Origin of the sequence: Janthinobacterium sp. PSPC1-1 (assembly GCF_049897625.1) — a bacterium.
Classification (GTDB): Bacteria; Pseudomonadota; Gammaproteobacteria; order Burkholderiales; family Burkholderiaceae_D; genus Janthinobacterium; species Janthinobacterium tructae.
On record NZ_JAFCWP010000008.1, the window covers coordinates 40,277 to 53,151 of the forward strand.

General features: G+C 61.5%; 11 protein-coding genes. 1 reads left to right on the forward strand and 10 read right to left on the reverse strand.

From position 1 onward, the window contains the following. Positions 1 to 28 precede the first annotated feature (28 nt). From ACP7EG_RS22335 to ACP7EG_RS22380, 10 genes are all read right to left on the reverse strand, one after another. Positions 29 to 1,642, reverse strand: coding sequence for a methyl-accepting chemotaxis protein (locus tag ACP7EG_RS22335; RefSeq protein ID WP_426089337.1), 1,614 nt, complete (start codon positions 1,640 to 1,642; stop codon positions 29 to 31). A 226-nt stretch (positions 1,643 to 1,868) separates the two neighbouring features. Beyond that, entirely contained in the window at positions 1,869 to 3,344 is a 1,476-nt protein-coding gene (gene xylB / locus ACP7EG_RS22340; RefSeq protein ID WP_426089338.1) for a xylulokinase, read from the reverse strand. A 36-nt stretch (positions 3,345 to 3,380) separates the two neighbouring features. Next, positions 3,381 to 4,259 carry an AraC family transcriptional regulator gene (locus tag ACP7EG_RS22345; RefSeq protein WP_071075722.1) on the reverse strand — a complete coding sequence of 293 codons (879 nt, stop codon included), beginning with the start codon at positions 4,257 to 4,259 and terminating at the stop codon, positions 3,381 to 3,383. Between the two features lie 42 nt (positions 4,260 to 4,301). Beyond that, the gene (locus ACP7EG_RS22350) at positions 4,302 to 5,426 is read right to left on the reverse strand and encodes an ABC transporter ATP-binding protein (RefSeq protein WP_426089339.1); all 1,125 of its coding nucleotides are present in this window, start codon (positions 5,424 to 5,426) and stop codon (positions 4,302 to 4,304) included. A gap of 154 nt (positions 5,427 to 5,580) precedes the next feature. Next, a complete protein-coding gene (locus ACP7EG_RS22355) occupies positions 5,581 to 6,615 on the reverse strand; it encodes an NAD(P)-dependent alcohol dehydrogenase (RefSeq protein ID WP_426089340.1) in 1,035 nt (344 codons plus the stop codon). 30 nt (positions 6,616 to 6,645) lie between these two features. Continuing rightward, a complete protein-coding gene (locus ACP7EG_RS22360) occupies positions 6,646 to 7,473 on the reverse strand; it encodes a carbohydrate ABC transporter permease (protein ID WP_426089341.1) in 828 nt (275 codons plus the stop codon). After that, a complete protein-coding gene (locus ACP7EG_RS22365) occupies positions 7,461 to 8,351 on the reverse strand; it encodes a carbohydrate ABC transporter permease (RefSeq protein ID WP_426089342.1) in 891 nt (296 codons plus the stop codon). Before ACP7EG_RS22365 ends, ACP7EG_RS22360 begins: the two co-directional genes overlap by 13 nt. 116 nt (positions 8,352 to 8,467) lie before the next feature. After that, positions 8,468 to 9,748, reverse strand: coding sequence for an ABC transporter substrate-binding protein (locus ACP7EG_RS22370; RefSeq protein WP_426089343.1), 1,281 nt, complete (start codon positions 9,746 to 9,748; stop codon positions 8,468 to 8,470). 381 nt (positions 9,749 to 10,129) lie between these two features. Beyond that, a protein-coding gene (locus ACP7EG_RS22375; RefSeq protein WP_426089344.1) for an IS5 family transposase occupies positions 10,130 to 10,934 on the reverse strand; the annotation gives its coding sequence in 2 pieces (ribosomal slippage) (positions 10,130 to 10,597 and positions 10,599 to 10,934; 804 coding nt in all). A 75-nt stretch (positions 10,935 to 11,009) separates the two neighbouring features. Further along, a complete protein-coding gene (locus ACP7EG_RS22380) occupies positions 11,010 to 11,273 on the reverse strand; it encodes a very short patch repair endonuclease (protein WP_426089489.1) in 264 nt (87 codons plus the stop codon). Positions 11,274 to 11,587: 314 nt separating this feature from the next. Here ACP7EG_RS22380 and ACP7EG_RS22385 point away from each other — a divergent pair, with 314 nt between their 5' ends. Continuing rightward, entirely contained in the window at positions 11,588 to 12,820 is a 1,233-nt protein-coding gene (locus tag ACP7EG_RS22385; protein ID WP_426089345.1) for a DNA cytosine methyltransferase, read from the forward strand. Positions 12,821 to 12,875: the final 55 nt, after the last annotated feature.

The window sequence follows — 12,875 nt, forward strand, 5'->3', positions numbered from 1 at the left end:
GCATCAAGCGGCGCGGGGCGGGCCTGCATCAGGTCAGCGACAGTCTCCGGGCCGGCGCGGCCACGCCGGGAACGGCATGCAGTTTGAAGATGCTGACGGCGTCGGCCAGGCTGGCAGCCTGCTGCTGCAGCGCGTCCGCGGCGGCGGCGGCCTGCTCCACCAGGGCCGCGTTCTGCTGCGTCACACCATCCATCTGGCTGATGGCGATGCTGATCTGCTCGATGCCGTCGCGCTGCTCCACGCTGGCCACGGCGATCTCGCCGATGATGGCGTTCACGCGCTGCACGCTGCTGACCACATCGTCCATCGTGCGCCCCGCCTGGCCCGCCAGCACGCTGCCCTCTTCCACCGTGCGCACGGATTCGCCGATCAGCTGCTTGATTTCCAAGGCCGCCGCGGCCGACCTGTGCGCCAGGCTGCGCACTTCGGTGGCAACGACGGCAAAGCCGCGTCCCTGCTCGCCCGCGCGCGCCGCTTCCACGGCCGCGTTCAGGGCCAGGATATTCGTCTGGAAGGCGATGCCGTCGATGACGGCGATGATGTCGACGATACGCTTCGACGAAGCATTGATATGGCTCATGGTCTGCACCACCTGCGCCACTGCCTCGCCACCGCGCTGCGCCACGTCGGACGCGCCGCCGGCCAGCTGGCGCGCCTGGTCCGCGTTGTCGTTATTCTGCCGTACGGTGGAGGTCAGCTCGATCATCGCTGCAGCCGTTTCTTCCAGCGAGCTGGCCTGTTCCTCCGTGCGCGAAGACAGGTCCATATTACCGTTGGCAATTTCGCCCGACGCCGTGGCGATGGCGTCCGTGCCGGCGCGCACCCGTCCCACGATGTCGGCCAGGTTGCCGCTCATCGCCTTCAAGGCACGCAGCAGGTCGCCGATTTCATCGCGGCTGCTGTCGGCCACCACGGCGCGCAAGTCGCCGGCCGCCACTTGCTGGGCGATGCCGACGGCCGCGCCCAGCGGCACCGTGATACTGCGGATCAGCCACCACACGGTGACGCTGCCGACCACCAGGGTCACCAGCACCGTGGCCAGCATGGCGATGCTGGCGCTGCGGTGCGCGGCCGTATCCTGCTCCTTCATCTGCGCCATCAGGCTGTGCGACTGCTTGCCGATAGTGGCGACGATGGCGTCGATCTGGCGCGTCGGTTCGCGGTCCATGCCCTTGACCAGCGCATCGACCGCGTGGGCGCTGTCGGCGCGCGCGCCGTCATACTGCTGCAGCGCCGCCAGGTAGCTCACGCCCAGCGCGTCGTGCGCCTGCAGCGCTTGCGCCACGGGCGCCGTATCGAGTTTCAACGCGGCCATCATGGCCTGCAAGCCGGCCAATTCCTTGCGCGTCTGCGCGCCGCTGGCGACAAACGCTTCGCGGTAGCGCCGGAAGGCGGCCGCATCGCCACCGCGCAGCAGGATGTTTTTCCATTCCTGCACCTGGATCTTGAATTCCACCTGCGCGCTGCGCGCCGCATCGACCGCTTCCGTCAAGGCCACGGAGCGCTGCATGGCCTCCGCGCTGCGCGCGCTGGCCGCATCGAGCGCACTCCAGCCGCGCACGCCAACGAACACCAGCGCAAGAAAGAAGAAGGCGCCCAACAGACCCAGGCGGACGGAGATTTTCAGATTCGCGAGTTGCATGTGTTTCTCCCGGCGGCAAGAACAGGATGGCAACAAAGACGCCACCAAAACTATCCAATTCTCACCAGATGAGGAAATCATGCCGCGCACCCCATGAAAAACCAAGCGGTGCTTTCGCTAGAGAAACACTTTCAACACAGAAACAACAAATTACACGGGAAGGTTGACTGTCTGGCCATATTGCCGGGATCGCAGCATGGTCGGGCCGGCAATCTTGTTGGCAGCCCTAGCGCGCCGCCGCGGCCGCGCCCGCGAACTCTTCGCGCAGCAGCGGGTACAAACGCCGGTAGCGCGCCAGCCGCTCGTCCAGCATGGCGGACGCTTGCGGCGCGATCGTTTCCTGCACGGGCGGGCGCGTGCACACCTGCGCGGGCGGCAAGCCCGTCACCGCCATCTGCGCCAGGCGCGCCGCACCCAGGGTGCCGCCAGCCACGCCATGGTCGTGCCGCAGCACGTTCAGGCCCGACGCATTCGCGCACAGCTGGGCCCAGAAGCGGCTGCGCGAACCGCCACCGACGAAAGATGCTTCTTCCAGCTGCGTACCGGCGCTGCACAGGGCCGCATTGCCGTCGGCCATGGCAAAGGCCACGCCTTCCATCACGCTGTAGGCCAGTTCGGCGCGCCCATGTTCCGTCGACAGGCCAAAAAACACGCCGCGCGCCGTGGCGTCGTTGTGCGGCGTGCGCTCGCCGCTCAGGTAGGGTAAAAAGATCGGTGCCGTGCGCGCGTCCACGCCTTCGGCCAGCGTCACCAACTCTCCGATGTCGGACGACTGCGTCAGCCGCGCCACCCAACTGAGGCTGGACGCGGCGCTGAGGATCACGCTCATCTGGTGCCAGCGCCCGGGCAGGCAATGGCAGAAGGCGTGTACGCCCTGGCCCGGATTGGGCGCGAAGCCATCGCTGCCGGCGAACAGCACGCCCGAGGTGCCCAGCGACAGCAGGCCGGCGCCCGCTTCCACCACGCCCAGGCCCACGGCGGCGGCGGCATTGTCGCCCGCGCCGCCGGCCAGCAGCACCGCATGTGCGATGCCCCATTCCTGGCACAGCGCCGGGCGCACCTGCGCGGCGGCATGGCTGCCTTCGACCAGGCGCGGCATGTGCTCGCGCGTCAAACCGGTGGCCGCCAGCATGCGTTCGGACCAGTCGCGTTTGGCCACGTCCAGCCACAGGGTGCCGGAAGCGTCGGACATGTCGGAGACGCAGTCGCCCGTCAGGCGCAGCGCCACGTAATCCTTGGGCAGCAAGACTTTACTGATGGCGCGAAACAGCGACGGTTCGTATTTTTGCAGCCACAGCAACTTGGGCGCCGTGAAGCCGGGCATGGCCTGGTTGCCCGTGATGGCGCGCGACTCGGGCACCAGCGCTTCGAGTTCCACGCATTCGGCAAAGGCACGCGTATCGTTCCACAAAATGGCCGCGCGCAGCACGTGCTGCTGCTTGTCGAGCAGCGTGGCACCATGCATCTGGCCCGACAGCGCAATGCCACGCAGGCCGGAAAACGCCACCGGCTGGGCGCTGCGGATGGCCGCGATCACATCCAGCGTGGCGTGCCACCAGTCCTCCGGGTTCTGCTCCGACCAGCCGGGATGGGGGCTAGACACGCGCAGGCTCACGCCGCTGCTGGCCAGGATGGTTTGCGCGTCGTCGGTCAGGATGGCCTTGACTTCGGAAGTGCCGATATCGATACCGAGATATGTCACGATGGTTCCATGTATAAAAGTGATTAAAGCCGGCCGTCAGGGGAAGGACTCGGGCATGTTCATGTGCAGGCAGGAGCGAAATTTCGACGGCGACATCTGCTTGTGGGCCAGGAACTGGCGGTTGAAATTGGACAGATTGTTAAAACCCGTGCGGTAGCAGATATCGGTGACCTTCATGTCGGTATTCATCAGCAGCTCGCAGGCCAGCGCGATGCGCTCCTGGTTCACGTAATGGATGAAGGAGGTGCCCGTATGCTTGCGGAAGAAACGCGTGAACTTGAGCGTGTTCATTTCCGCCACGTCGGCCACGTCCTGCTCGCAAAAATCGAGCGTGATGTTCTGCTTGATGTACGCCAGCACCAGGTTGATGGTCGACGACATGTAGCGCCCCGCCTGTGCCAGATAAGTGACGCTGGCCAGTGCACGGCGTTCGCGGCAGCCGCATAGCTCGCCGAACAGGCGCGCGAACAGTTCCACCCGGCGCGGGCCTTGCGCCGTCGTCAGTTCCGCCATCAGCGGCGCCAGGCGCAAGCCCAGCGCGTCGGGAAACTGCAAGCCCCTGCCCGCCTCGCCCAGCAGCGTTTTCAGGGGTGCCATTTCCGGGAACAGCAGCGCGCAGCGGTCGATGAAGTCGCTGGAAAACTGCAGCACCAGGTCGCGCGCGGGCAGGCTCACGCCTTCGGCCAGCTCGCTGACCCAGTTGTGCGGCAAATTCGGTCCCGTCAGCACCAGGTTGCCCGGCGCGTAACTGCCGATATGGTCGCCAACAAAAAACTTGCCGGTCGACGTGGTGATGATGTGCAGTTCGTACTCGGGATGGAAATGCCATTTCGCCACCACATGCGGATAGCCGTGCGCCCACGCGCGAAACGATTCGTGTATCGGTTTGTGGATCAGTTCCAGGTCAGGCGTCACGGCGGTTCCCTTGCACAGTCTCGGTGGTGCCTATTCTAATACTTAAGCACTTACCGCCAGGGCCAGCTCGGTGTCGGCATCGAACAGATGGATGTGTTCTTCGTCGAAAGCCAGCGCCAGCATCTGGCCCACTTGCGCCGCGCTGTTGGCGGCGTTCGCCGGCAGCAGCGCCGACAGGGTCAGTGCACCGCACTGGAAGCTGATCAGCGCTTCCGCGCCCAGCAATTCCACCAGGTCGATCACGCACGCCAGGCCATGGCTTGCGCCGCTGCCAGGCTGCTGATCCTGCGGCGTGGCGGCACGCAAGTGGTTAGGGCGCAAGCCGAACACCACCCGCGTGCCCGACTTGAGCGTCGCGAAACGGGGCGACGTCAACGGCCAGCGGTAGCCGGAGCAAATGAGCAGGGTGCGCTCGCCATCCCTCTCGATCACGCCGTCGATGAAGTTCATGGCCGGCGTGCCGATGAAGCCGGCCGCGAACAGGGTGCGCGGATGGTTGTACAACTGGGCCGGCGTGCCGATCTGCTCGATATGCCCGCCCTTCATCAGCACCACGCGGTCGGCCAGGGTCATCGCCTCGAGCTGGTCGTGCGTCACGTACAGGGTGGTGGTGCGCAGGCGGCGGTGCAGGCGCTTGATGTCGGCACGCAGCTGCGCGCGCAGCTTGGCGTCCAGGTTCGACAGCGGTTCATCGAACAGGAATACCTGCGGCGTCTTGATCATGGCGCGCGCGATGGCCGTGCGCTGCTGCTGGCCGCCCGACATGGCGCGCGGCTTGCGATCGAGCAGGCTGTCCAGGCTGAGGATGGCCGCCACCTCGCGCACGCGGCGCTCGATCTCGTCGGCCGGCACCTTCAGGCGGCGCAGGCCGAAGGCGATATTGTCGTACACCGTCATGTGCGGATACAGCGCGTAGTTCTGGAACACCATCGCCACATTGCGCTCGCGCGGCGGCAAGTCGTTGACGACGGCCCCGCCGATCAGCAACTCGCCGCCACTGATGTCTTCCAGTCCCGCGACCATGCGCAGCAGCGTCGATTTGCCACAGCCCGATGGCCCCAGCAGGACGATGAATTCACCGTCGTCTATCTCCAGGTCGAACGGCTGCAGCACCGCCGTCTTGTGGTCGTAAGTCTTGTGCAACTGCCTGCAGGCGATGTTTGCCATGATTACTCTCCGTCTTTTTAGTACACCAATCAAAACCTGCTGCGCGTCGGTATAGGCGGCCTGCGATGCTCACCGTACCTTCGTACGGTTGCGCTTCTTAGCCACCTCTCCCTTCCGCTCGCTACGGTTTTGTTAGGTGTTGTTAATTACTGGTTCAGGCCAGTTCAATTTGGATTTTGACGTCGCGCGGGTGGCCCTTGGCCGCCTCCTCGAACGCCCGCACGCCGTCGGCGAAGTCGAAGGTGCGCGAGATGAAGGGTTTCACGTCGATCTTGCCCGAGGCCAGCAGCGCGATGGCGCGCGGGAAGATGTTCGCGTAGCGGAACACGGACTCGATGCGCGCTTCCTTGGCCTGGATGGCGACGATATCGAAGGGCACCTTATCGGGCGGCATGCCGACCAGTACCAGGCAGCCGTTGGGGCACAGCAGGTCGATGATGCCGTCGTAGGCGCGCATGCTGCCGCTGGCTTCAAAAACGATGTCAGCGCCCCAGCCGTCCGTCAGCTCGCGCACCGTGTCCGCCAGGCTGGCATGGCGCACGTCGAGCGTGGTCACGGCGGGATTGCCGGCGAACAGCGCCAGTTTTTCCGGTACCAGGTCGGCCAGGATCACGCGCGAGCAGCCGCCCGCCAGCGCCGCCAGGGCAGTCATCGCGCCGATGGTGCCGGCGCCGATCACCACCGCCACGTCGCCCGGCTTAATGGCTGCCTTCTTGGCCGCCTGCAGGCCGATGGCCAGCGGTTCGACGATGGCGCCTTCGCCGAAGCTGACGTTGTCGGGCAGCTTGAAGGTGAACGCGGCCGGGTGCACCACATACGGCGTGAGGCAGCCATGGATGGGCGGCGTGGCCCAAAAGCGCACGGCCGGGTCCAGGTTGTACAGGCCGCGCATGGTGGCCGGCGAATCGAACTGCGGCACGCCCGGTTCCATGCAGACGCGGTCGCCCACTTTCAGGTGCGTGACCTGCTCGCCCACTTCGGCCACCACGCCGGAGGCCTCGTGGCCCAGCACCATCGGCGCTTCGACCGCGAAGGGGCCGATCTTGCCATGTTTAAAATAATGCACATCGCTGCCGCAGATGCCCACCGTGTGGATCTTGATTTTCACGTCGCGCGCGCCGACGACGAGCGGCACGTCGATGTCGCGCAAGGTGATTTTTTCCGCCTGTTCCAGTACGAGTGCTTGCATGATGGTTTCCTTGTTTTTGTTTATTTATATTTATTTATGTTTGAGCATGGAGTTGAGCAGCCGTCCCAGGATGCCGACGAACAGCAGTGGCGGCAGCGCCAGCAGCACGGTGGACGCATTCACCACGCCCCACGGCACTTCCTGCCCCATCGAGGTGAAGGCCGACGCCACCACGGGCAGGGTCATGCTTTTCGACGAGGTGAGCGCCAGCGCGATCATCAGCTCATTCCAGACCAGCACGAAGCTGAAGACGATGCCACCCATCAGGGTCTTCGAAGCCACCGGCAGGGCCACGTGACAGAACACCTGGTAAGGGCTGTAGCCATCCAGCGCCGCCGCTTCCTCGATCTCTTTCGGGATGCGCGCAAAGGCGGGAATCGACAGCCAGATGATGGTCGACAGGGTCACCAGCAGATACGTCACCACCATCGACAGGCGCGAGTCATACAAGCCCAAGTCGATCCAGATCGAGATCAGGGGAATGGCGACGGCGACCGGCGGCAGGAAGCGCAGGGAGAGCAGGAAGAACTGGATATCCTTCTTCGCCGGGATCGGATAGCGGGCGATCGCATACGCGGCCGGCACGCCCAGCACGGCGCCGGCAAGCACGGCCAGGCCGACGATGGCCACGCTGTTGCCCAGGCCCGTCAGCACTTCCGGGCTGGCCAGCACCTGCCTGTAATTGGCCAGCGTCGGGGTGAAGAAAAAGCGCGGCACGGGCGTGACGATATCCATCAACTCCTTGAAGGAATTGAGCACGGCCCACAGGATGGGGAATAGCGCCACCAGCACGATCAAGGTGGTGACGGCAGTGGTGGCGACGGCGCCCAGGCCGCGCGTCATAGTCAGTTTTCCCATTTGGCGACCCGCTTCCAGAGTAAAGTAAAGATGACGGTCGTGGCCAGCATCATCAGCACGGCCATGCTGGACGCATACGAGACCTTGCCCATCAGGCCGATGCCTTGCGCATACGCATACATGTCCAGCGTTTCGGTGGCGATGCCGGGGCCGCCCTTGGTCATCACGTAGATCAGGTCGAACGAGCGCAACGACTCGACCATCTTGATGAACACGAGGCTCATGATGGGCACCTTCAGCATCGGCAGCGCGATATACGCATACACCTGCAGGGTGCCGGCGTAATCGAGGCGCGCCGCTTCCAGCGGTTCGGTGGGCAGGGTTTCGAGCAGCTTCAGGATGACGGCGCCGAAGAACAGGCCCCACTGCCAGATGTCGACCAGCGCCACCGCATACAGCGCCGTGGCGGGATCGGACAACAGGGCCGTGCCGCCCAGGCCCACGCATTCCAGCAGCCAGTTCAAAATACCCATCAGGGGCGAATACATGAACTTCCAGATGAAGGCGGCCGAGACGCGCGGCAGCAGCACCGGCACGATCAGCAGCAGCGCGAGAAGATCGCGCGTGCGGCCCCTGATTCTCTCGAACAGGAACACGGCCAGCAGCACGCCGACGATCAGCGAGCCGGCCACGGTGACGACTTCCCAGATGGCCGACACCTGCACGGCATTGAGGAAGCGGCGGTCGCCGAACAGGCGGAGAAAATTGGCCAAGCCCACGTACTCGCTGTCGCTGTAGCGCAGCACGCGATTTTGCAGGGCCAGGTTGATGGCGGCGATGCTGGGCACCAGGCCCAGTATCAGCAGGACCAGCAGCGGCAGGGTGAGGAACACCGCCGGTAGCCAGGTGTGGCGTTTTTTATGGATGGAGCGTGGCATAGAAATAAGCTTTCGGGCGAGGATAGGCAAGCGCTGGCTTTAACCCCAAAGGCGAGATACCGGGGTCGGACCCTGAGGGTCCGACCCCAGCTGTTCAGGTATTGGGGTGAAAGAAGTTATTTACGTTTCTTCGCCCGCGCCATCACATCGGTCGCATACTCATTCGCTTCATCGAGCGCGCTCTGCACGTCGCCGCGCGTGCCCGTAAACACCTCCTCCAGAACTACGCCCAGGTTGTCGCCGATGTCCGGCCACTCTGGGCTGGGCCAGATGGTGACGCGCGAGACGGGCGTGGTGTCCGTCAGACCCGCCTGGATCTGCGGCTTGACGTGCTTGCGGAAGTACTCGCTGGCGATGGTGCTGCTGCGGTTGTAGTCGCTGAAGACATTGTCCTTCAGGCGCGCCTGTTCCTGCTCCTTGCCCGTGGCCCAGGCAATGAACTTGCCGGCCGCCTGGCGCGTGCATTCATCCTTCGCGCCCGTGGCGGAGATGGCCAGGCCGTGGCCGTAAGCGGCCGACGGCAGCGGCGACGGCGGACGCACATAGCCCACCTTGTCGACCACCGAGGATTTTTTCGGGTCCTCCATCCAGTCGGCGAACGGCGTCGACTCGATCATGAAGGCCACCTTGCCGGACCTGAACGCTTCGAGCGCATTGCTCCAGTCGTAGGTGGCGCCGCCCGGCGGCGAATACTTGAACAGCTCGCGGTACAGGGTGGTTGCCTTGACGGCCTGCGGCGAATTGAAGGTGGGCACACCATCCTTTTCCCACTTGCCGCCGGCGGCCAGCATGAACGGCGCCCAGCGCCAGACATTCATGCCCGAGCCGCGCTGACCGCGCGCCGCCCAACCGTAAACATTGGGGGGATTATTCAGTTTTTTCACGGCGGCGACCAGTTCGTCGAGCGTCTTGGGCACGGCGATGCCGGCCTTTTCCAGCAAGTCGCGGCGGTAGAACAGGAAGTCGCTGCCGCCGATCAGGGGCGCGAAATACGCCACGCCCTTGTAGGAAGCGACGGCGCGGCGGCCCGGCAGGAAGTCCTCGTAGTCGGCGTCCTTGGGCAGGTATTTGAGCAGCGGCACGACCCAGCCGGCGGTGGCGAATTCGGCCACGTTGGCTTCGTCGATGTAATAGATCTGGTAGGAACCGGCCTTGGTCGAGGCGTCGAGGCGGGCCTTGGAGCGGCGGTCGTTTTCGCCGAAATAGCTGATCTGGACCTTGGTGCCGTTTTTCTTTTCATACTCGGCCAGGGTCTTTTCCATCACCGTCAGCCCCAGGCTTTTTTGCGCCAGCACCTTGAGCACGGGCACCGAGCAACTTTGCGCCGAGGCCGCCGACATCGACAAGCAGGCGGCGGACATGACGCCGCCCCATGCAATAGCAGTAACGATTTTCATCACGAGTCTCCATTTTTATAGTCCGGTGGTTTTCCACCGGTATGCCAACTATAAAAACAAAGACTGCGCACCACCACTACAAAAGGCGCGGGTTTCCAAATACTATTTTTCAGTCAGCCCGATTAGTCTGCGGATCAGCGCGAGCCAGCATGTCCTCAATTGCCTGGAGACTCACCTCTGGAATTCGGCAGCGCCCGCTGACCAGGTGCGCCGAGAAATATCTGTATTGCTCTCGCTACGCTCTCAGGATCACGAAGCTCGCACTCCCACACCACCATGACATCCCATCCGGACCCACGTAAGGCCTCGACTGTTCGTGCGTCACGTAACTTATTTTCACTTAATTTTGAGCACCAAAAATTAATTCATGACTTAGAACGCCTAACAAAACCGCTGAATGTATCTCCAGCAGATGAGTATGCAGGCAAGTGACAGGAATGCCTGATGGATATCAGCTCGGCGCTCGTAGCGGATACGCAGGCGGCGGAAACGGTGAAGCCAGCCCAGTGTGCGTTCGACCACCCAGCGCCATTTTCCCAGCCGTTCGCGCGACTCGATACCGTAGCGGGCTATGCGTGGAGCAATGCCACGGCTACGCAACCAGGCCCGATGGGCACGCGAAGCATAGGCCTTGTCGGCATGCAGTTTGGCAGGACGTTTGCGTGGCCGGCCCGCAAGCCCTGCTACTGAAGGGACGGCTTCAAGCAGTGGAATCAGCATTCGGGAATCATGTACCTGAGCCCCCGATATGCTCGCCACCAGAGGCAGTCCGCGTTGATCGACGAGCAGATGGTGCTTGCAACCGAGCTTGCCGCGGTCGGTGGGATTGGGGCCGGTATGCTGTCCGCCGAGGGGGGGATGGCACGCTGGCCGAGTCGACACTAGCGCGTTCCCACTGAATCTGGTCGTATTCCCACAAGTGCTGCAGCATGGCGTCATGGATGCGTTGCCAGCTACCCGCCTGTTGCCAGGCATGTAGGCGCCGCCAGCAACTCATGCCGCTGCCGCAACCCAGTTCACGGGGAAGGTATTCCCAAGGCAAACCGGTCTTGAGGACGAACAGGATGCCGGTCAAGGCGGCGCGGTCGTCAATGCGAGGACGCCCGCCTTTGGGAGAAGGACGATGTGCTGGTAGCAAAGGCTGAATCAGCGCCCACAGGTCGTCAGGAAGAAGTGATTTAGCCATGGCGCGGCTCCCGAAAACAATGTCAGGTGGGTTTGACAAACTTTGGGGCGGTTTGTTTCTCTGGACGACGTTTTGTTAGGCGTTCTTAGGCATGCGAGCCAAATCACAGCCCTCATGCAGATGCCAAAAACATCCATGCACGAAGATGACTTTTTTCCTACCAGGAAACGTCAAATCTGGGGAGCCCGGAATATTTTTGACATGGATCCGATAGCGATATCCTGCTGCAAAAACCATCTTTCTAACCCACAACTCTGGTCCAGTATTTTTCCCCTTGACCCGCGCCATCACTCTGCTACGCGATGGCTGATCTATAGTATCAACCATAATGCACCTCATGAAACCGTGCAGAAATAGTGCCACTCCTAGTATTTTCAAGGGTACTTTGAGTAGTACAAATCAGGTCATTGAATACTGTACAAAAACACAGTATAATGAGTTGTGCAGAAAAGTTGATTTTAAAGCATCAAAAGTGGAGCTGCTTCCATCGGTTTGTTCCTCTTCTGTTCCTTGCTTTATACTGCCGCACTACTTAAATGTATCCAACAGAAGTTGCCATACACACCTTCGCATACAGGCGTGAGTGGTAGTTGCAATCAACCACATCGAATCAGTAATGTCCCGAAAAAGCAGCATCGTTTCAGCCACTCCAAATGACCATGTATAACACGCCCGCCCTCTTAGTCCCGTCAGACACACTAGTGACAAGCACTCGTACCATTGAGTCAATTGAGCTATTCGCAGGGGCGGGAGGGCTGGCGCTTGGTTTTTCCAGCAATGATGTTCAGCATCGCGCGGTTGTCGAATGGAACAGCCATGCGTGCAATACCTTGCGCAATAATAAGCTTCAGCAGGTGGAACCGATCAGTCATTGGCCCGATGTCACAGAGGGTGACGTACGTGATTTTAACTACAAAAATCACAACAATATCGATCTAATCACCGGAGGTCCACCTTGCCAACCTTTTTCCATGGGAGGGAAGCACGGTGGATTTCTCGACGAGAGAGATATGTTCCCGCAAGCAATACGTGCTGTCCGAGAGGCCCGACCGCGCGCGTTCACCTTCGAAAATGTACAAGGCCTAAAACGTGCCGCATTCGCCGACTACTTCAACTACATCTTGCTGCAACTTGAGTTCCCCTCACAAATCGCCAAAACGAAAGAACTGTGGACAGACCACTTGGTGAGGCTGCAAAAATACAGGGCCAAGGGAGCCACGAGCGAATATCATGTCTATCACCGTCTGGTCAATGCGGCCAATTATGGTGTACCACAAAAGCGCATGCGAATTTTCTTTGTTGGTTTCAGGGCTGATGTTCACAAGCCTTGGGACTTCCCAGCAGAGACACATAGCAGTGATGCGCTGGTGCTGACAAAATGGGCAAACGGAAGCTACTGGGAACGTCACCGCGTTGCGTCAAAAAACCGTCCGCCACGGCCCGATGGCATCGATAAAAAGATACAAAAAATATTGGATGCTGATTATGGTGCCAACATGCTTGCTTGGCAAACCGTCAGAGACGCCATCTCCGACCTTCCCGATCCCGAGATATCCTCTACAAAGGCGTTAGGGTTAGTGCAAGCACATCGCTTTCAGCCAGGCGCAAGAGCTTATGCAGGACATACGGGAAGCTCAATTGATGAACCAGCAAAGGCGCTCAAAGCAGGTGATCATGGAGTACCTGGTGGTGAAAATATGCTACGCCGAACAGACGGCTCGGTTAGGTATTTTACTGTCAGAGAATCAGCACGCATTCAGACCTTTCCTGACAACTTCATATTTGAAGGCACATGGTCTGAGACCATGCGCCAGCTGGGCAATGCGGTTCCGGTGAAGTTGGCGGCAGTGATGGCGCGCGGTGTATGCGCACTTTTGCGAGAGTAAAAATAGGCGTCGGCATGGCAAGAAAATTACATAAAATACACGTGATTTTCCTACC

Bases quoted from the DNA above. Each gene is read 5' to 3' on its own strand.
- ACP7EG_RS22335 (WP_426089337.1), bottom strand. From the start codon at position 1,642: ATGCAACTCGCGAATCTGAAAATCTCCGTCCGCCTGGGTCTGTTGGGC.
- ACP7EG_RS22350 (WP_426089339.1), bottom strand. From the start codon at position 5,426: ATGGCAAACATCGCCTGCAGGCAGTTGCACAAGACTTACGACCACAAG.
- ACP7EG_RS22355 (WP_426089340.1), bottom strand. From the start codon at position 6,615: ATGCAAGCACTCGTACTGGAACAGGCGGAAAAAATCACCTTGCGCGAC.
- ACP7EG_RS22360 (WP_426089341.1), bottom strand. From the start codon at position 7,473: ATGGGAAAACTGACTATGACGCGCGGCCTGGGCGCCGTCGCCACCACT.
- ACP7EG_RS22365 (WP_426089342.1), bottom strand. From the start codon at position 8,351: ATGCCACGCTCCATCCATAAAAAACGCCACACCTGGCTACCGGCGGTG.
- ACP7EG_RS22370 (WP_426089343.1), bottom strand. From the start codon at position 9,748: ATGAAAATCGTTACTGCTATTGCATGGGGCGGCGTCATGTCCGCCGCC.
- ACP7EG_RS22380 (WP_426089489.1), bottom strand. From the start codon at position 11,273: ATGAGGTGCATTATGGTTGATACTATAGATCAGCCATCGCGTAGCAGA.
- ACP7EG_RS22385 (WP_426089345.1), top strand. From the start codon at position 11,588: ATGACCATGTATAACACGCCCGCCCTCTTAGTCCCGTCAGACACACTA.